The sequence below is a fragment of the Thermodesulfobacteriota bacterium genome (assembly GCA_040755095.1).
GTDB lineage: Bacteria > Desulfobacterota > Desulfobulbia > Desulfobulbales > JBFMBH01 > JBFMBH01.
In genome coordinates this window covers 1-19,190 of the sequence record JBFMBH010000084.1, presented here as the reverse complement: position 1 = coordinate 19,190, position 19,190 = coordinate 1, and the positions used below count along the sequence as shown (strand labels likewise).

General features: G+C 69.7%; 18 protein-coding genes. 11 read left to right on the top strand and 7 right to left on the bottom strand.

What is annotated here, in order from left to right:
- On the top strand, nt 1-637 hold a 637-nt coding region (locus AB1634_12775), incomplete at its 5' end, for a glycoside hydrolase family 30 protein (GenBank protein ID MEW6220391.1).
- 36 nt (nt 638-673) lie between these two features.
- On the opposite strand, the gene AB1634_12770 is transcribed toward AB1634_12775, so the two are convergent.
- The 5 genes from AB1634_12770 to AB1634_12750 all read right to left on the bottom strand — a co-directional run bounded on the left by AB1634_12770 (nt 674) and on the right by AB1634_12750 (nt 7,840).
- A complete protein-coding gene (locus AB1634_12770) occupies nt 674-1,357 on the bottom strand; it encodes a response regulator (protein MEW6220390.1) in 684 nt (227 codons plus the stop codon).
- Nucleotides 1,354-2,043 (bottom strand): HAD family hydrolase, encoded by a 690-nt coding sequence (locus tag AB1634_12765; GenBank protein MEW6220389.1) that lies wholly within the window; start codon nt 2,041-2,043, stop codon nt 1,354-1,356. Before AB1634_12765 ends, AB1634_12770 begins: the two co-directional genes overlap by 4 nt.
- 2 nt (nt 2,044-2,045) lie before the next feature.
- Nucleotides 2,046-5,144: a GAF domain-containing protein gene (locus tag AB1634_12760; protein ID MEW6220388.1), complete on the bottom strand. Its 3,099-nt coding sequence runs from the start codon at nt 5,142-5,144 to the stop codon at nt 2,046-2,048.
- Nucleotides 5,145-5,351: 207 nt separating this feature from the next.
- On the bottom strand, nt 5,352-6,950 hold the full coding sequence (locus AB1634_12755; GenBank protein MEW6220387.1) for a methyl-accepting chemotaxis protein: 1,599 nt from the start codon (nt 6,948-6,950) through the stop codon (nt 5,352-5,354).
- An 83-nt stretch (nt 6,951-7,033) separates the two neighbouring features.
- On the bottom strand, nt 7,034-7,840 hold the full coding sequence (locus tag AB1634_12750) for a PhnD/SsuA/transferrin family substrate-binding protein (GenBank protein ID MEW6220386.1): 807 nt from the start codon (nt 7,838-7,840) through the stop codon (nt 7,034-7,036).
- 310 nt (nt 7,841-8,150) lie between these two features.
- Between AB1634_12750 and AB1634_12745 the strand changes: the two genes are divergently transcribed.
- The 4 genes from AB1634_12745 to hypF all read left to right on the top strand — a co-directional run bounded on the left by AB1634_12745 (nt 8,151) and on the right by hypF (nt 11,845).
- Nucleotides 8,151-8,387, top strand: coding sequence for a HypC/HybG/HupF family hydrogenase formation chaperone (locus AB1634_12745; protein ID MEW6220385.1), 237 nt, complete (start codon nt 8,151-8,153; stop codon nt 8,385-8,387).
- A 151-nt stretch (nt 8,388-8,538) separates the two neighbouring features.
- Nucleotides 8,539-8,886: a hydrogenase maturation nickel metallochaperone HypA gene (gene hypA, locus AB1634_12740; protein MEW6220384.1), complete on the top strand. Its 348-nt coding sequence runs from the start codon at nt 8,539-8,541 to the stop codon at nt 8,884-8,886.
- A complete protein-coding gene (gene hypB / locus AB1634_12735) occupies nt 8,883-9,524 on the top strand; it encodes a hydrogenase nickel incorporation protein HypB (protein MEW6220383.1) in 642 nt (213 codons plus the stop codon). The genes hypA and hypB overlap by 4 nt, the downstream gene beginning before the upstream one ends.
- Complete coding sequence (hypF, locus tag AB1634_12730; protein ID MEW6220382.1) at nt 9,503-11,845, top strand: carbamoyltransferase HypF; 2,343 nt, start codon at nt 9,503-9,505, stop codon at nt 11,843-11,845. The genes hypB and hypF overlap by 22 nt, the downstream gene beginning before the upstream one ends.
- A 60-nt stretch (nt 11,846-11,905) precedes the next feature.
- Here the strand turns inward: hypF and AB1634_12725 are convergent, their stop codons facing one another.
- Nucleotides 11,906-12,268, bottom strand: coding sequence for a DUF5615 family PIN-like protein (locus AB1634_12725; protein ID MEW6220381.1), 363 nt, complete (start codon nt 12,266-12,268; stop codon nt 11,906-11,908).
- Nucleotides 12,265-12,501 (bottom strand): DUF433 domain-containing protein, encoded by a 237-nt coding sequence (locus AB1634_12720; protein MEW6220380.1) that lies wholly within the window; start codon nt 12,499-12,501, stop codon nt 12,265-12,267. The genes AB1634_12725 and AB1634_12720 overlap by 4 nt, the downstream gene beginning before the upstream one ends.
- Nucleotides 12,502-12,870: 369 nt before the next feature.
- Between AB1634_12720 and hypD the strand changes: the two genes are divergently transcribed.
- The 6 genes from hypD to AB1634_12690 all read left to right on the top strand — a co-directional run.
- Nucleotides 12,871-13,956 carry a hydrogenase formation protein HypD gene (gene hypD / locus AB1634_12715; GenBank protein MEW6220379.1) on the top strand — a complete coding sequence of 362 codons (1,086 nt, stop codon included), beginning with the start codon at nt 12,871-12,873 and terminating at the stop codon, nt 13,954-13,956.
- Nucleotides 13,953-14,951, top strand: a complete 999-nt coding sequence (gene hypE / locus AB1634_12710) for a hydrogenase expression/formation protein HypE (protein ID MEW6220378.1) — start codon at nt 13,953-13,955, stop codon at nt 14,949-14,951. The genes hypD and hypE overlap by 4 nt, the downstream gene beginning before the upstream one ends.
- 23 nt (nt 14,952-14,974) lie before the next feature.
- Nucleotides 14,975-16,201, top strand: coding sequence for an amidohydrolase (locus AB1634_12705; GenBank protein ID MEW6220377.1), 1,227 nt, complete (start codon nt 14,975-14,977; stop codon nt 16,199-16,201).
- Entirely contained in the window at nt 16,198-17,355 is a 1,158-nt protein-coding gene (locus tag AB1634_12700) for a YbdK family carboxylate-amine ligase (protein MEW6220376.1), read from the top strand. The genes AB1634_12705 and AB1634_12700 overlap by 4 nt, the downstream gene beginning before the upstream one ends.
- 7 nt (nt 17,356-17,362) lie before the next feature.
- Entirely contained in the window at nt 17,363-18,499 is a 1,137-nt protein-coding gene (locus AB1634_12695) for a hypothetical protein (protein MEW6220375.1), read from the top strand.
- Nucleotides 18,496-19,190 (top strand): CDP-alcohol phosphatidyltransferase family protein (locus tag AB1634_12690; protein ID MEW6220374.1); only part of this gene is annotated, 695 nt, incomplete at its 3' end. The genes AB1634_12695 and AB1634_12690, both read left to right, overlap by 4 nt.

Sequence of the window (19,190 nt, the reverse complement as noted above, 5' to 3'; positions counted from 1 at the left end):
CTGGGACCACAACCGTGACCTCGTGTACCAGAGAGCCAGCACCCTGCTCAATGACCTGGAAGCAGCGAAGTACATCTGGGGGATTGGCTACCACTGGTATGAGACCTGGACGGGCAGTGGCATGCTGTTTGAGAACCTGAAAAGGGTCAAAGAAGCATTCCCGTCTACCCACCTCATTTTCACGGAGGGCTGCGTAGAGAAGTTTGATTTCAACAGAAGGCATGATTGGGATTTGGGCGAGCGTTACGGATATTCGATGGTGAACGACTTCAACGCAGGCACGGCAGCCTGGACCGACTGGAACGTGATTCTGGATGAGAACGGCGGGCCGAACCATGCCGGTAACTTCTGCTTCGCGCCAGTTATTGCGGATACCCGAAGCGGCGAGGTGCATTACACCAACATCTACTACTACCTCGGCCACTTTTCTAAGTTTGTGCAGCCAAACGCGAAACGCATCGTCAGCTCTTCAAGCCGTGATGCCCTGCAATCGGTGGCCTTTGTCAACCAGGATGACACCACGGCGGTAGTGGTGCTGAACACGACCAACGATGCAATCAATTACAAGCTGTGGTTGAATGGAAAAGCTGCTGACGCGAAAAGCCTTCCGCACTCGATTGCAACGTTGGTTTTCTGACATGATCAAGGCCAAGGAGGGCGGGGCGGAGCTGGGCTACAGCCGGTGGCTGACCTGGCTTTCGATGGCCTCCACCAGGGGGTAGGCGGGGTGGTCGGCGGGGATGAGGTCCTTGAGCTGCTCGACGTTGAAGGCGACGTTGGCCAGTGCCTGCATCTGCTGGACGATCACCTGCTCCCAGGACTTGAGGGCCGCGAAAATGTCGTCGATCCGGCGGTCCAGGGTGCGCAGATGGCGGGTCTTCGCCTCGCCATTGGCGGTATCACCCTGCGCCAGGATCTCCAGGACCGAGTCGTGGAGCACGGTGTACATGGCGATCATCTTCTCCGGGTCCAGGAAGTTCTGGTATTCCAGGGCCCGGGCTACCCTGGCCTTGAGGTCGGCCACCGAGATGGGCTTGCAGGCGAAATCGAAGGCCCCCAGCCGCATGGCCTCGATGGCCGCCTCCAGGGAGACGTCGCCGGTGATCAGAATCACCGCCGTGGCAGGGCTGGTGCTGCGGATGTAGCGCAGAAGGTCCATGCCGCCGCTGCCGGTGCCGCTGGTGCCGGGCAGGTTCTTGTCGCTGACCACGAGGTCGAAGGGGTTGGCCCCCATGAGGGTCACGGCGGTCTGCACATCCGCGGCCGCCTCCACCTCCAGGTCCTGGTCGGCCAGGGCCTCGGACATGAAGGTCAGAAACTCCGGGTTGTCGTCCACCACCAGGACACGCTTGCTCATGACAGGCTCCTCGTCTCCCCGGGCGGGAGGCGGGGGGGGGCGTCCAGCAGGGGCAAAAGCTCCTGGGGGCTGGCCACCAGGGCCCGGGCGCCGCTTTCTTCCAGCTCGGCCCGGCTGCGGAAGCCCCACAGGGCACCCACGCCATACATGCCGGCGGCCCGGGCCGTTTCCATGTCGATGGCCGTGTCCCCCAGATAGAGGAAGGCCGCCGGCGGCAGGCCCAGGCGGGAGGCGATCGCCAGGGCGCCGGCCGGATGGGGCTTGCGGGGGCGCCCGAGCTCTTCCCCCAGGACCTGGGCAAAAGGGATGTCGCCAAAGAACTGGCCCACGCACAAGCGGGTGAAGTCCTGGGGCTTGTTGGACAGCACAGCCAGGGCCAAGCCCCTGCCGGCCAGGGCCGCGAGCAGCTCCGGGATGCCGTCGTACGGCCGGGTGGTCACCCGCCAATGGCGGCCGTAGTCCTCAACGAACGAGGCCAGGACCTCCTGGGCCAAGGTGCCGCCTCGGGCGGCTGCTGGCAGAGCCCGCTGCACCAGGGTGGCGGCCCCCTCGCCCACAAAGAAGCGGTAGGCATCCAGGGGATGGACGGGAAGCCCCCGGGCCGCCAGCGCCCGGTTCACGGCCGCGGCCAGATCAGCCAGGGTGTCCAGCAGGGTGCCGTCCAGATCGAAGATCACTGCCCGCATCGCTATTCGCTGCCTCCGGCCACCCCGGGCGCCGGCCGGCTCAACACCGCCCGCACCGCCCGCAGGAGCTCCACGACACTGAACGGCTTCTTGAGGAACGGCAGCCCCAGCCTTTCGATGAGCGCGGTCTGGGAGCGCTGATCCGCGTAGCCGCTGTTCATGAGGATCTTCACCCCCGGCCGCTCGCTGGCCAGGTAGTCCCGCAGGACCAGGCCGCTGCCATCCGGCAGCACCACATCGATGAGCACCAGGTCGAACTCGCCACCGGCGGCCTGGAAGCGATCCAGGGCGTCGCGGACCGCGACAGCCTCCTCCACCTGGTAGCCGTTGGCCCGCAGGGCCTCGGCGCCGAACTGCCGTACCATCGTCTCGTCCTCCACCAGGAGCAGCCGCTCGCCGTGGCCCTTGAGGTCCGGCAGGATGAACCGCTCCTCGCGGGCCGCCGGGCCAAGCGGCTCGTGGGCCGGGAGAAAGACCGTGAACACGGTGCCCTCCTGGGGCAGGCTTTCCACCTCGATCCAGCCCTCGTGGCCCTCGACGATGCCGTAGACCACGGCCAGGCCCAGTCCGGTGCCGTCGCCGATGCCCTTGGTGGTGAAGAAGGGCTCGAAGATGTGGGCTATGGTCTCGGGATCCATGCCGATGCCGGTATCCCGGACCTCCAGGGTGACAAAGGAGCCTGGACGTGCCTTGGGCAGGCGCGCTGCCTGCAGCCGATCCACCGCGACGTTGGCGGTGCGCAGGCTCAGGTGGCCCCCCCGGGGCATGGCATCCCGGGCATTCACCGCCAGGTTCATGAGGATCTGCTCGATCTGGCCGGCATCGGCCAGGATATGTGGCCGCTCGGCATCGCACCGGGTCGCAAGCTCGATGTCCTCGCCGATGAGCCGCCGCAGCATGCCGCTGACCCCTTCCACCAGGAGGTTCAGGTCGCAGACCGCCTTGCTGGTGGCCTGTTTGCGGCTGAAGGCCAGCAGGCGGCGGGTGAGGGCGGCGCCCCGCTCGCCGGCGGTGCGGATGCTCACCACCTCCTGGCGCAAGGGATCGCCGGCCGGCAGCCGGTGCAGCAGCAGGCCGGAATAGCCGATGATGGCGGTGAGGATGTTGTTGAAGTCGTGGGCCACGCCGCCGGCCAGGGTGCCGATGGCCTCCATCTTCTGGGCTTGCAGGAGCTGGGCCTGGATGTGCTCCTTGTCCCTTTCCGCCTCGTGGCGGGCGCTCATGTCCCGGTAGATGCTCTGGATGATCCTTCTGCCGGCCACCTCGGTGACCGAGGCGCTGACATCCACCGGGATCATCCGTCCTTCCTTGACGATCATCGCCAGGCTCTGGGCCTCGGCGCGGCCGGTGGCCACGGCCCGGCGGCACAGGCCGTCGAAGGCCGGGCGCACCGGTGGCGGGTGGAGCTGGCGCTGGGGCTGCCCCACCAGGAGGGCCGGCGACAAGCCGATGAGCTCGGCCGCCTTGCGGTTGATGTCCATGATGACGCCGGTTTCGGCATCGGTCATGAAGATGGCGTCGCTGGCCGTGGCCATGAGGATGCGGTATTTCTCCTCCGATTCCCGGAGGGCCTGCAGGTGGACGGCGTTCCGCAGGGCCACCGCCGCCTGGTTGGCGATGGTCTGGTAGAGGGCCACCTCCTCGGCCGTGAACTGCCGGGCCCTCCGGGTGTAGCCGGCGAGGATCCCCACGACCTCGGATTCCACCAGCATCGGGGAGGCGAGGCCCGCTTCCATCCCCAGGTCAGTCAGGGCTACCGGCAGCGGCTGCAGCCGGCCGGCCGCGAGACTGGCGCTCACCACCGGCCGGCGGCTGGCAACGGCATGGGCCGGCAGCCCCGACAGGGTGAGGGCCGCGGCCTCCTGGGGGTCCATGCCAGCCACCGCCGTCAGCTCCAGGTCGGCGCCCGAGCTCCGCCTTATGCTCACCGTGGTGCCGTCCAGGTTGAGGAGATCCCGGGCCAGGATGGCGATGCGCTGGCACAGGGCTGCCGGCTCGGCGCCGGCCGTGATCTCGGTGGAGATGATGAGGAGCTTTTCCAGATGGTCGCTGCGGCGGTGGGCCTCTTCATCCGCCCGCCGGTGCGCCGCGGCATTGGCCATCACCTCGGCCACTACCCGCAGGAAGCGGGCCTCTTCCTCCGAGAAGGCATGACTGTCCTGGATAAAATCCAGCTGGAACAGGCCCACCAGCTGGCCGCGGTAGCCCAGGGGCAGGACAATGGCCGAGCGGATGCCGGCCCGCGCAAAGGCCTGCCGCTCGGCGGCGGCCTCGGCGGGCAGCTTGTCCGGATCGGTCACCGTCACCATCTGCTCCTGGTGCAGCTGGGCAAAGAGCCAGGGCAGGGCGCCGGCAGAGGGCACCTCGGGCAAGGCCCCGGCCAGGTCGGCCAGCTCCGGCCGTTGCCAGACCAAAGAGCTGGCCACCCAGGTGCTGTAGCCAGGCAGGAGCACGATCTGGGCCCGGTCGGCGCCCAGGACCCGGCCCAGGGTCTCCAGGGAATCCTCGACCGCGATCTCGAACTCGCCGGGGCGCAGGTTGAGGAAGCGGCTGGACAGGGAGCTCAGGAGCTTCTCCGCCTCCACGGCCCGGCGCAGGGCGTCCTCCATGCGGCGGCGGGCGGTGACGTCCCGGACCGTCTTGATGCCGGCCACCACCGAGCCGTCGCCGGCCTTGAGCGGCGAGGTGGTGATCTCCAGAAGGCGGGGGGCCAAGTCCCCTTGCACCTCCTGCTCCAGGGAATGGCTGCCGCCATCGGCAAAGGTGGCAACCAGGGGACAGTTGTCACAGACCGTCTGGCGGCCGAAGCGGGCCTGATGGCAGATCTCTCCCGCGTGGGCGCCCGCCAGGGCACGGTGGGCCTGGTTCTGGTAGACGATGGTGAAGCCCCGGTCCAGGATCGCCACCCCCTCGCCGATGGCATCGACCATGGCGCCCAGGGTGGTCTGTTCCGAGACCGCAGCCGCCAGGGCGCTTTCCAGGTCGGCCACCCGCTCCTGGGCCCGGGCCAGCTCTGCTTCCAGGTGGGCAAGACGCGCCGCAGGCTCCTCGCTGGCGGGGGGGCGGCTCGGGGCAGGGACTGCGGGAGGCGAGGGTGCCAAGGCCTTGTCCTAGCTGGGACTTTTGGCGTACAGATGCCGTAACTTCAAGATGTTATCGTACCACGTCCCTTTGGCCTTGCACCAGGGGGAAGTTTTGGCGGCAGCGGCCGGCGGGCGCCGGCACAGGGGATGGCGCGCCGGATGGCGGGAGACGGCAGGGGAAAAGACAGGGGCGGTGCGCGGCAGTCGGGGGCCGGAGGATGGGGTCTATCCCGGCGGCGCGCCGGAGCCGGTGGCCCTCCTGGCGGCACCGCCATCGAGGAGGGTCAACAGACCGTCCACCATGGCGTCCAGCGCCGTGGCCTGCTCCTTGAGCTGGGAGGCGGTCTGGTTGAGGACTTCCGTTTCGGCGGCCAGCCCTTGCACGGTCTTTTCCTGCTGGCCAATGCCGCTCGTGACCTGGCCGATGTCCTTGGCCTGCTCCTGGGACGCGGTGGCGATATCCTCGACCAGGGCAGCCAGGCGGGTAAACGTCTGCTGCACGCCGGCAAAGGTCTCGCCGGTGCCGCCAGCCAAGGCCACCCCGTTTTGCACCAGACCGGTCGTCTCCTCCAAGAGCTCCTCCGCCGTCCGGGCAGCTTCGGCCGCCCGGGCTGCCAGTTGGCGCACCTCGGTGGCGACCACGGCGAAGCCGGCCCCGGCCTCGCCGGCCCGCGCCGCTTCCACGGCGGCATTCAGGGCGAGCAGGTTGGTCTGGAAGCTGATGGCGTCGATGGTCCGGGTGATCTTGGAGGTTTCCGTATTGGCCTGGGCGATCCGGGCCATGCTTTCGATCAGCGAGGTCATGGACCGGTTGGCGTCCTCAACGACTCCCCGGGCATCCTTCACGAGGGTGTCCATCTGTCCCGCGCTCTCCGCATTCTGCTGCGTGGTCGCGGACATCTCCTCCAGGGAGGCGGCTGACTGTTCCAGTGCAGCCGCCTCTTCGCTGGCGGCCGCCGACAGGTCACAGCTGCCTTGGGACAGGTATTCGGCGCTGGTGGTCAGGTCATCGGCGCTCTGCCGCAGCCGGCCGATGGTCAGCAACAGCGGCGCCACCACCCACCGGCGCACGAAAAGATAGAGAACCAGGCAGGTGAGTGCCAGCGCCAGCACCACGGCGGCGGCCATGCCCAGGTTGAGCCGCCGGTTGTGGTCCCCGGCCACGCCGGATATGCTCCCGGTCAGCTGGGCCAGCGATGCCCGGCTGTTTTCGGCGATGGCTTCCTCCAGATGCCGATTCTTTTCGTTCACCCCGGCAAAGATGGCCTTGACCCCTTTCTCCACCTCTTTCAGGGCGGCCATTTCGTCCAGGCTGATCTGCAGCTCCACTGCCAGGACGCTGAAGGGCCCCTTCTTCTGGGCCTCGTAGATCTTGCCGCCGGTATCGATCCGGGCGCCGTAGGTCCGCCGGTCGCTGGCCTTCGGATTCTCGCTGGTGGTGACCTGGATCCACTTGACCGCAGGGCTGGAGGCCAGAAGCTCCCCGGCGGCGGCGTCTATGCCGTCGAAGTCAAAGAGCTCCACCATGGGAAAGACACGGTTGGCAAAGGCCAGGGTCAGGGTCTGGTAGGATTCGTCGTAGAGCCCCTTGACGAGTCTTTGCGTCGTGTCCTCGGCACGGGCAAGGTCGGTGGCGATCTCGGCGAAGCCCTCGCGCAGGAAGGCCGTTGTCTCGCCCTGGTCCGCCTCCATGGTGCGGGTGATGGCAGCCAGCATCTCGCCGTTGGCCTTGCGGACGTGGTGGCTGATGCCGCCGGCCATGGCCAAAAGTGACAAGCCGACGATGGCCCCGCCCCCTACCATGATGGTGTGTGTCAGCCGCATGGAGTCACCTGCGCGAAACAACGTGCAGAGCCGCTTCCGCCTTGCGCCAGGCAGGAGCGGCCCTGCGGATCGGGAGCCGTGGTCTACCAGCTGTACGTCTTGGGGTCAATGTTCCCCTTGCGCATGAGCTCAAGGGAGAACTCCAGGCTCGCGGCATCGAAGGGGGCCATCTGGGGAGCGCCGAAGGCCTCCGTGCTGGCGAGGGCGGCATCGGCCAGCTTCTTGGCCAGGTCCGCGGGTACGGCCTTGGAGGCGGTGAGCACGTTGTCCGGGTTCTTCACGAGGGAGATTCCCGGAACCTCGTAGACCGCCAGCTCGGGAAACTTGTCCTTGTTGCCCTCCCACCACCAGTTCTTGACCATCGCTGCCTTGGCCTTGCCGGCCTTCACCGCGTTGCACGCTGCACCGTGGCTGGGCACCCCCACCGCCGCCTTGCCACCGGTGGCTGCCTTGGCGCAGGACTCCCCGGAGGAGGCGCCCAGGGCGTAGGCGATCTGCTCCGGAGCCCCGGCCAGGATGGCGGCCGGATCCTCCCCCTTGGGATAGACCATGATGCCGGCGTAGAGCTCCTTGCCGTTGACCGCCTGGGCCAGAGGGGTGCCGAGCCCCCTGTCCTTGATGATCGCCTGCACAAAGGAGCCCACGTAGACCAGGTTCTGGTCGCCCGAGGCAAAGGCCTCCAGAATCTCGGGATAGCTCTTGGCAATCCGCGGCTGCACCGGGACGCCGGATTTCGCGGCCAGGGCATCGGCAATGGCCTTGGCCTGGGGCGCCTTCTCCTTCCAGTCCGGCGGGAACCAGACGTTTGCCGCCGCGGCCACACTTGGCAGGGCACAAAGACTGGCAACAACGGCATACAGGGCCAGGACCAGGGTCGTCATACGCCTCATCGGTCGAACCTCCTTGGCTTGGTGGGTGGGGAAGGGCCGGTGGTCACCGAAGAGCGCTGCCAACCACCCGGGAAGGCGGACAATGCGCGGGGATCGAGACACCGCCCTGCATAAGAACTCATTCTAGGGAAGCGGCCACCGAGAAGACAAGAGAAGTTTCCTGGCGACCACATCGGCGATGCGCCATCCCGGCTGGAGCCCTGGCCAGAGCCGGTCGCGGCCTTGACGCCACCGGGGGGCCGGACGCATAATGCGGCCTTGCGGCTGCGGCATCCGCCGCCGACCGGCAACCCTACGGAGGCTTCTCGTCATGTGCTTGGCCATCCCGGCCCGGGTGGTGGAGATTTGCGACCTTTCCGCCCTGGTGGACGTGCAGGGCGCGCGCCGCCAGGCGAATCTCATGCTGCTGCCGGAGCCGGTGGCGGTGGGGGAGTTTGTGCTGGTGCACGCCGGCTTCGCCATCCAGAAGCTCGACCGCCAGGAAGGGGAAGAGACCCTGCGGCTCTTCCACGAGGTGATGGGCCGGATGCAAGAGGGGGAGATCTGACGGGGGGAACAACGAATATCGAATATCGAGCAAGGAATATCCAACCGCAGAAGGGACCGGCAGAACTGATCCGAAACGTCAACTGCCTGTCCCTTCTGCCTTCGAAATTCCTTGTTGGACATTTTGCGGTTCGCCTTTCACGGTGAGGGCCATGCACGAGCTGTCCATCGCCCTGTCCATTCTGGAAACCGTGGGCCGGATCTGCCGGGAAGAGGGGCATGGGGCCGTGGAGGCGGTGCGGGTGCGGGTGGGCAAGGCCGCCGGCGTCCATCCCGAGGCCCTGGCCTTTGCCTTCGAGGTGGCCCGGACAGACACCGTGGCCCGGGCGGCGAGCCTCATCATCGACGAGGTGCCGGTGACCGGCCGCTGCCGGGCTTGCGGTCAGGAGATCGAGGCGGACGACGTGCTGGCGCTCCAGTGCCCGGCCTGCGGGGCCTTTTCGTACGATCTTCTCAGCGGCCGCGAGCTGGAGCTGGTCGACATGGAGGTGGTGGCATGAAGGTCAAGGTGGTGGCCAACATCCTGGAGGCCAACGACCGCCTGGCCGCCGAGAACCGGGAGCGGTTCCGGCAGGCGGGGGTCTTTGTGGTCAACCTCATGGGCGCACCGGGCGCCGGCAAGACCACGCTCCTGGTGGAGACCATCCGGAGGCTGGCCGGCCAGCGCCGCATCGGGGTCATCGAGGGGGATATCGCCGGCACCCACGATGCCGAGCGGATCGATGCCCTGGGGGTGCCGGTGGTCCAGATCAACACCGGCGGCGCCTGCCACCTGGACGCCAACATGATCCGCACCGTGCTGCCGGAGCTGCCCCTTCCCGGGCTGGATCTGCTTTTCATCGAAAACGTCGGCAACCTGGTCTGCCCGGCGGAGTTCCAGGTGGGGGAAGACATGAAGGCCATGGTCCTGTCCCTCACCGAGGGCGATGACAAGCCCTTGAAGTACCCTTTGATGTTCCGGGAATCGGCGGCCCTGGTGGTGAACAAGCTCGACATCGCGCCCTATGTGGACGCCGATCCCGAGAAGATCCGCCGGGATGCGAAAAGCCTCAACCCCAACCTGGCGATCTTTCCGGTCTCCTGCCGGACCGGCGAGGGCCTGGCGGACTGGGTGCATTGGCTCGCCGCGCGGCGATAACCGTCGCTGGCATCGTCCAGGGGGTGGGCTTTCGGCCCTTCCTCTTCCAGCTGGCCCGGGAGCTGGGCCTTTCCGGCCTGGTCGCCAACACCCCGGCCGGGGTGCGCATCGAGGTGGAAGGCGAGGCGGTGGACGCCTTCCTGACCCGGCTTGCCAGCGAGGCGCCGCCCCTGGCCCGCATCCTCGCCCTGACCTGCCGGGAGCTGCCCCTTGCCGGCGACACCGGCTTTCGCATCCTGGAAAGCGACCAGGATGAGCCCTCCCCGGTGGTCGCCCACGTGCCCCCGGATGCGGGCCTGTGCGCCGATTGCCGCCGCGAGCTCTACGACCCTGCCGACCGCCGCTACCTCTACCCTTTCATCAACTGCACCAACTGCGGCCCCCGCTACACGATCACCCGCGCCACCCCCTACGACCGGGCCAACACCACCATGGCCGCCTTTGCCATGTGCGCGGCCTGCGAGGCGGAGTACCGCAACCCGGCTGACCGGCGCTTCCACGCCCAGCCCAACGCCTGCCCGGCCTGCGGCCCGCAGCTCACCTTCCAGCCGGTGACCGGCGGCCTGGTCGGTGCGCCGGCAGCGCCAGCCCTGGCCAGGGCATTGGATCTCCTGGCGGCTGGCGGCATCCTGGGCCTCAAAGGCCTGGGCGGCTTCCATCTGGCCGCCGACGCCACCAACCCCGAGGCGGTGGCCCGCCTGCGCAGCCGGCGGCGGCGGAGCAACAAGCCCTTTGCGATCATGGTCGCCGGCCTCCGGCAGGCCGGCGCCTACGGCCATCTTTCCCCGGCGGCGGCCGACCTGCTGGCCAGCCACCGGCGGCCCATCGTCCTGGTCGAGCGGCGGCCGGTGGCAGCCGGCCTGCCGGCCTTGGCCCCCGGCGTTGCCCCCGGCAACCGCTACCTGGGCATCATGCTGCCCTACACCCCAGTGCACGATCTTCTCTTCCACGATCCGGGAGCCGCGGCGCCGCGCTTTGCCGCCCTGGTCATGACCTCCGGCAACCCGGCCGAGGAGCCCATCGTCCGGGACAACGACGAGGCGGTCGAGCGCCTGGCCCCGCTCGTGGACGGCCTTCTCACCCACGACCGTCCGATCTTCATGCGGGTGGACGACTCGGTCCTCCTGGATCCGGGGGCAGGGGGGCCGGCCTTCATCCGCCGGGCCCGGGGCTGGGCGCCGGAGCCCCTGGTCCTGGCAGGGGATGGCCCTGCGGTCCTGGCGGTGGGGGCGGATCTCAAGAGCACCTTCACCCTCACCCAAGGGGCGGCGGCCATCGTCAGCCAGCACCTGGGCGACATGGGGAGCCTCGCCACCTGGCGCTTCTTCGAGGAGACCCTGGCCAACCTGCGCTCAGCCTACCGGGTGGATCCGGAGGCCGTGGCCGCAGACCTCCATCCCGGCTACCGGTCCAGCGCCTGGGCCAGCACCTGGGCCAAAGGGCATGGGCGCACCCTCCACACCTTCCAGCACCACTGGGCCCATATCGCTTCTGTTCTGGCGGAGCACGGGGAGGCGGGGCCGGTGATCGGCATCGCCCTGGACGGCACCGGCTATGGCCCCGACGGCACGGTCTGGGGCGGCGAGATCCTTCTGGCCTCGCTGGCGCGGTGCCAGCGGCTGGCCCATTTCCGGCCCCTGCCCCTGCCGGGCGGCGAGCAGGCGATCCGGCAGCCCTGGCGGGTGGCGGCCAGCCTCCTCTGGCAGGCCGCGGGTGATGAGGCCTGGGATCTGCTGGCCCGTCTGGGCTTCTGCCGCCGCCACGGCGAGGAGACCCTGCGGGCGCTGGCCCGGGTGGCCGCCGACCGCCAGCTCTCCCCCCTGTCCTCCGGCGCCGGCCGCCTCTTCGAAGGGGTGGCCTCCCTTCTGGATCTGTGCCAGGTCAACACCTTCGAGGCCGAGGCGGCCATGGCCCTGGAGGCGGTGGCCGAGGCGGCAGGCGAGCCCTATCCCTTTGTTCTGGTGCCAGGCCCACCGGTGGTGGTCGATTTCGCCTCGACGGTCCTGAGCCTGGTGGCCGACCGTTTGGCCGGGGTGCCGGTGGCCGCCATCGCCGGCCGCTTCCACGGGACGGTGGCGCAGGCGGTGGTGGAGCTGGCCACCACTGCCGGCCGGCAGCAAGGCTGCGCCACGGCAGCCCTGTCCGGTGGCGTCTTCCAGAACCGGCTGATCCGGAACAGCATCCGCGCCGGCCTCACCGCCGCCGGCTTCAAGGTGCTGGCGAACGAGAAGCTGCCGGCCAACGACGCCTGCATCTCCCTGGGCCAGGCCTGGCTCTTGCGGGAGCGCTTGCGGAGAAAGGGGGTTGCCGGAGCGGTCTGACCAGGGTGGCGGGCCAGCCCGGAGGCTCGGAGACCAGGCGGTCGGTGGGCCGGGGCAGGGCTACCGGATCGGCAGCGGCCGCTTCCGGAGGGAGTCTTCCTGGACAACGACGAATTGCCCCAGCAGGGCTTCCGCCTCCCGGAGCAGCTCGACGACGATCTCCCCAGGGGTCTCAGGACGATAGGCCCTCAGACGCAGGTACAGAAGGGATGGTGGGGCAGGAAGGTTCCTGACAAAGAGCAGCTCGCCGTAATCCCGGTCCAGGGTGATCACCCACCGGTCTTCGGCAGCAGCAGCCAGGATCTCCCGGTCTGACAGGCCACTACCGGTTTCCGCGATGGCCCGCACATCGTAGCCGGCCTGGCGTAGCACCTGCACCGGCGGCATCGGGATGTTTTCGTTGGCCAGCAGGAGGGGCTTCACGCCGCCTTTCCCCGGCTGACATAATCCTCCTCCCGCAGCATCTCGGCGGTGAAGACGAACACTGCCCTCAGGGCCTCAGCCGTCAGGTTGGGGTACGAACGAAAGAGGTCCTGCTCCGACCAGCCGTCGGCAAGCCGGTCGAGAATGAGCTCCACCGACAGCCGGGTACCCTTGATAACCGGCTTGCCGGCAAGCACCTCAGGATCGGCAACGATGTAGTCCTTCCAATTCATAATCACCTCCAGCATCAATCCCATGGCAAGAGGGCACCTGGTCAGTCTCGGCGTATTGTACGGCGGTGCCGGGGGGCGTCAACATCTCCTTGGCCAAGCCCCTGCCTGCTCGTTTGCGAAGCGAAGATCTCGGTCTATAATGATCCTCCGCTCCTGATCGGACTCTCGCCCCGCGGGGCCGCACGGCGGGTTGCGGATGGTGCTCCCCTTCATGCCCGGTGACACGGAGGGGGGCTGCTGCGGCCCAACCACCGGCGTTCCTGCCCCCGGCGTCATCCCGGCAGGACTTCGCCGGCGCTGGCATGGGGGCGAGCGATGGGCACCAGGCAAAGGGGCCGAGCGCCACGGAAGAACGGAATGGGGGCCAGCATGAACGGAATCGCCGCCGCCATCGGCGACCTGGTCCAGAAGATCGGCCGGCCGGTGCGGCTGATGGAGGTGTGCGGCACCCATACCGTGGCCATCTTCCGCCACGGCATCCGGGATCTGCTCCCTGCCGGCGTGAGCCTCCTGTCCGGACCGGGCTGCCCGGTCTGCGTCACGGCCATCGCCGATGTCGACCGGGCGGTCGCCCTGGCCCGGCAGCCGGGGGTGCTCCTCGCCACCTTCGGCGACCTGCTGCGGGTGCCGGGCAGCGCCATGTCCCTGGCCGAGGCCCGGGCCGGCGGCGCCCAGGTGGCCGTCGTCTACTCGCCGCTCGATGCCCTGGAGCTGGCCGCTGCCAACCCCGGCCACCAGGTGGTCTTTTTCGCCACCGGCTTCGAGACCACCTCGCCCCTTATCGCCGCCACCCTTCTGACCGCCCAGGAGCGGGCCACCGGCAATTTTTCCATCCTCTCGGTGCACAAGCTGGTGCCGCCGGCCCTCCGGGCGCTGGTCGCCACCCCGGAGCTGGCGGTGGACGGCTTCCTCTTGCCTGGCCATGTCAGCGCGATCATCGGGGTGGATCCCTACCGGTTCATCGCGGCCGAGGGCGGCCGGCCGGCGGTGGTCACCGGGTTTGCCGCCGCCGACATTCTGGAAGGGATCTGGCTCCTCCTGCGGCAGCTGGCGGCCGGTGCGGCCCGGGTGGAGAACCAGTACCAGCGGGTGGTGCGGCCGGAGGGCAACCCCCGGGCACTGGCCCTGCTGGATGCCTTCTTCGAGCCGGCCGATGCCGTCTGGCGGGGCCTGGGCACGATTCCGGCCAGCGGCCTGACCTTGAAGCCCGCGTATGCCGAGCTTGATGCCAGCCGCCGTCTGCCGGTGGCGGTGCCGGCCGCCCGGGAGCCGGCTGGCTGCGATTGCGGCGCCATCCTGCGGGGCCTGAAGACCCCGCCCGACTGCCGCCTCTTCGGCCGGGCCTGCACCCCGGAGCGGCCGGTAGGCGCCTGCATGGTCTCCAGCGAAGGCAGCTGCGCCGCGTACCACCGCTATGGCCAGCGACCGGCGCCCCCGGTAGGACCGGCGGCATGAGCGAGCGCATCCTCCTGGGCCACGGCAGCGGCGGCCGGCTCATGCACCGGCTCATTGGCGAGCTGTTTGCCAGGGCCTTTGCCATGGACGAGCTGGGGGATGCCGCCCGGCTGCCGGCCATTGCCGGTGGCCTGGCCTTCACCACCGATTCCTACGTGGTCTCGCCCCGTTTCTTCCCCGGCGGCAACATCGGCGAGCTGGCGGTCTTCGGCACGGTCAACGATCTGGCGGTGGCCGGGGCCCAGCCCCTCTTCCTTTCCGCCGGCTTCATCATCGAAGAAGGGCTGCCCCTGGCCGAGCTGACCGCGGTGGTGGAGGCCATGGCTGCCGCAGCCCGCCGCGCCGGGGTGCGGATCGTGACCGGTGACACCAAGGTGGTGGCGAAAGGCCAGGCCGACGGCCTGTTCATCAACACCGCCGGCGTCGGTCGCCTGCTGGCCGGGCTTACTATCGACCCGGCCCGGATCCGGCCCGGCGACCAGGTGCTGGTGAGCGGTCCCATCGCCAGCCACGGCATGGCCATCATGGCCCGGCGGCACGGCATCGCCCAGGAGCCGCCCCTGTTGAGTGATACCCGGCCCCTCCATGCCCTGGTGGCAGCCCTGGCCGAGCTGGGGCCGGCGGTTCGCTTCCTGCGCGATCCCACCCGGGGGGGCCTCGCCACCACCCTCAAGGAGGCAGCGATGGCTTCCGGCTGCGCCATCCGCCTGGAGGAGGGCGCGCTGCCGGTCCTGCCCGCGGCCCAGGGGGTGGCGGAGCTCCTGGGCATCGACCCCTTGTACGCGGCCAACGAGGGAATCCTGGTCGCAGTGGTGGCAGCCGAGGCCGGCGAGCGGGCCCTGGCCGTCATGGCCGGCCGGGAGGATGCACCCGCCCCGGGCCGGATCGGCGAGGTGCTGGCCGCACCCGCCGGCATGGTGCTCCTGGCCACCGCCATCGGCGGCAGCCGCATCGTCGACATGCTGCCCGGCGAAGAGCTGCCCCGGATCTGCTGATTCCCTGTGGAGAAAAGGATCCCATGAGCGAGCCTGGGACGATCGGCCCGGCGGGGGCGCCGGCCAGCCGCTTTCCGGTGGATGCCGCCCTCTTCGCCTGGATGCAGGAGATCCGCCGCACCATCCACCGGCAGCCGGAGCTGGCCTTTCAGGAATTTGCCACCGCCCGGCTCATCGCCAGCCGTCTGGCCGAGCTGGGGATTCCCCACCGGACCGGCGTGGGGGGCACCGGCGTGGTGGCCGAGCTGGGGGCGCCGAGCGCCGGCATCACGGTAGCCCTGCGGGCCGACATGGACGCCCTGCCAGTGGAGGAGAAGACCGGCCTGCCTTTCGCCTCCCAGCGACCTGGCATCATGCACGCCTGCGGCCACGATGGCCATGTGGCCATGCTGCTGGGCGCGGCAGCCCTTCTGGCGCGCCGTCCTTTGCCCGGCCGGGTGCGGTTTCTCTTCCAGCCGGCGGAGGAGGGGGATGGCGGGGCCCAGGCCCTGATCAGCGCCGGCGCCCTGGCTGGGGTGCGGGCCATCTTCGGCGGCCACATCGACCGCCATTTCCAGGTGGGGGAGATCGCCGCCGAGCCGGGTCTCATCTGCGCCCATACCGACACCTTCCGGATCGACATCAAGGGCAGGGGAGGGCACGCGGCCCGGCCCCACGAGACCGTGGACTCCATCGTGGTGGCCAGTCTTCTGGTGATGAGCATCCAGACCCTGGTCTCCCGGGAGGTGAACCCGGCCTACCCCACGGTGGTGACCGTGGGACGGATCGAGGGTGGCACCGCCCACAACGTCATTGCCGAGACCGCGATCCTGGAGGGTACGGTGCGCACCACCCGGCCGGAGACCCGGGAGCACGTGCTGTCCGGTCTCGAGCGCATGGTCAAGGCGGTGAGCCAGCTGCACGGTGCCACCGCGGCCTGCCGGATCACCGCCGGCTACCCGCCGGTGATCAACGATGCAGCCGCCGCTGCTCTGTCCCGGGAGGCGGCGACCCGGGTGGTGGGCGCGGCCGGTGTCCGCAGCCAGCCCCATCCCAGCATGGGCGGCGAGGACTTCGCCTTCTATCTGGACAGCGTTCCCGGCTGCTTCGTGCGCTTCGGCGCCCGCCGCCAGGATCTGGGCGAGGTGCCGGCCCACAGCCCCCGCTTCGACTTCGACGAGGGGGTGCTGCCCCTGGGCGCCGCCTTTCTGGCGGAAGTCGCCTGCCTGGCCCTGGACCGGATCCAGGACCTGCCCGCCCCCCGCCCATGAGCCTCGGCTCCCTGGTCTTTGCTCCAAGCCCGTCCTTTTCCATCGGCGTCGAGGTGGAGCTGCAGCTTGTTGACCGGCAGACCCTGGATCTGGCGCCCCGGGCCCCGGCGATCCTGGCCGCCGGCAGCGCTGAGCTGCCAGGCCGGCTCAAGCCCGAGCTGATCCAGTCGATGATCGAGCTCACCACCCCGGTCTGTGCCGGCATGGACGAGGTGGCTGCCTGCCTGGGCCGCGCCATCCGGGCGCTGGAGGTATTGGCTGCCCGGGAGGACTGTTCTCTGCTGGCTGCCAGCCTCCACCCCTTTGCCGCCAGCAGCGCCCAGCCGGTGACCGATGCGCCCCGCTACCGCCGCATCCGCCAGGAGCTGGCGCTGGTCGGCCGGCAGTTCATCACCCAGGGACTGCATGTCCATGTCGGTCTGCCGGACGGGGAACTGGCCGTCCGGGTCTGTGACGGCCTGCGCCTCCATCTGCCGGTGCTCCTGGCCCTGTCCACCTCGTCGCCCTTTTTCGAAGGCAGCGATACCGGGCTCTTCTCTTACCGGAGCAAGCTCTGCGAGGCCCTGCCCCTGGCCGGCCTGCCGGACCGCCTGGGCGACTGGCAGGGCTTTGTTCATACCGCGGACCTGCTGGCCCGGGCTGGCATCATCACCTCAGTGCGGGACCTGTGGTGGGATATCCGGCCCCATCCCACCTTCGGCACCGTGGAGGTTCGGATCTGCGACCTGCCGTCCCGCCTGGACGAGATCCTGGCCCTGGTATCCCTGATTCAGGCCCTGGTCGTCACCCTCTCCCGGCAGCAGGCCTGCCCGCTGGTGAACATGCAGATCCTGCGGGCCAACAAGTGGCAGGCCGCCCGGCATGGCCTGGACGGGGTCTTCATCGAGCCCTGGGGCGAGGCCCGCCAGAGCCTGCGCACCGAGGCCGCCGCCCTGGTCGACCTGGTGATGCCCGCCGCCCTGGAGCTGGGCGGCGCCTCCTTCCTGCACCCCCTGGCCCGCATCCTGCGAACCGGCACCAGCGCCCACCGGCAGCGGCAGATCCATGCCGCCACCGGCGACCTGGGGGCGGTGGTCCTGGCCCTGGTGGCCGGCTTCTGGCAGGGGAGCGAGCCGGCAACGGCGGCTGGCCAGCCGGCCGAAGCCCTCTGTTGAGCAGCCGATGACGATCACCTGTCTTTTCGCCACGCCAGACGGGGACGCCCCTGTTCGGCCCCAGGATCGGCAGCAGCCGTTTCTCCTGGACCCCAGCTCCGGCCATCCCGTCCTGACCCTGGGGGACTATCTCGACGCCCTGGCCGGCCTGGTGTCCAGCCAGCAGGCGCTGCTGGCCGGCCTGCTGCAGCGGCAGCTGGGCCTGGCCGCGGCCCCGGAGGTGACGGGCCTGGTCATCCGCAGCGAGAAGCACGGCGCCTGCGCCCACATCGCCAGCCTGGAGGTCATCTGCCCGGCCGGCGCGGCCCGCTTCTGCCTGACCACAGCGGTGGCGGTGGCGGACCGGGAGGCCCTGGCCGCCGAGGCCGAGCGCCTGTCCGCCCTGCGCCGCCGGGGGCTGGCCTTTCTGCCCCGGGTCCACGCCTGGCAGGAGGTGCTGGCACCGGCCGCCGGCCACGGCATGCCCCTCCTGGTCATGCTGGGGGAGTGGCTTGCCGGGTTCCACGAATGGCATCTGGCCCTGGGGCCCGATGGCCGGGCAGATCGCCTCTGCCTGTGGGACATGGAGCAAGGCCATCGCCTGCTTTCGCCTGCGGCCGGTGACCAGGTCTTCCGGCAGGCGGCCCGCCTGCTCACCCTGGCCTATGACCCGGTGACCGGCTGCCAGATCACCCCCTGGCATCATGCGGCCGGCGACTTCATCGTCCAGGAGGCGGAGGGCCGCGTGGCGGTACGGCTGATCACCGCCCGGGGCTACCAGCCCCTTCTGGAGTACGGCCAGCCAGGCGAGCCCTGGGCCTTCATCCCCCTGGTCTCCTTCTTCCTGGACCTCATGACCCGCATCCGCCTGGACCGGCTGGACGGGGTGGGCAGGCTGGTTCTGGCCGACCGCCGCCTGCTGGCAGCGGCCTTGGACGGCTTTCTGGCCGCCCTGGCCGAGCGGGGCGCCGGGGCGACGGCCGGTCAGCTGGTGGCCCTCCTGGCCGGCTGCCAGCCCCCGGAGCTGGCCCAGCTCCATGCCCCCCTGGACGCCCTGGGCCAGGAAGGGGATCCGGAAGAATGGCAGCTGGTGGCCCGGGGACGGCAGCAGCATCTGGCGGATCTCGCCTGGTGTCTGCAGCGGGCCGGACAAGGCGGGCGGTGACCGACGACACCACCGCCCTGGCCAGGCTGCGTTGCCAGGTGCGCCGGACCCTGCCGCTGGCCCCGGTCCTGGCCGCGGCTCCCCTCGCCATCCTGCCAGCCCTGCGCCGGCCTTGGCTGGCCGTTGTCTTCTTGACCGCAACCGGTCTGTGTCTGGCCCTCATTCTGGGGCGCCTGTGGGCCCTGCTGCCGGAGCACCGGCACCAGCCGGGGGCTGCGTTGCTGCCCCGTCTCGGGCCGGGCACGTGGCTCTCCCTCCTGCGGGGCCTCTTCCTCGCCTGGCTGGCCGGCCTCCTGTTCCTGCCTTGGTCGTCTTTGCTGGCGATGGCGCCCCTGTCTGCCCTCATGCCGGGTCTTTGCTACGGCCTCGCCAGCCTGCTGGATCTCCTGGACGGCTACCTGGCCCGCCGCACCGGCACCGCCACCCGGCTGGGGGCGGCCCTGGACGTGGAGCTGGATGCCCTGGGGCTTGCCCTGGCCTCCTCAATGGGGGTGCGGCTGGGCCGGCTGCCGGCGGCCTACCTGGCGGTGGGCGCCGCCTTCTATGTGTATCGGGGGGCGATCTGGTGGCGGGCTCGGCACGGCCGGCCGGTCTTCCCCCCACCGTTCCGGGTAGGGGCTCGCCATGCGGCCGGCTTCCAGATGGGGCTGGTGGCCCTGGGCCTTCTGCCGGTGCTCCCCTTCGCCGCGGT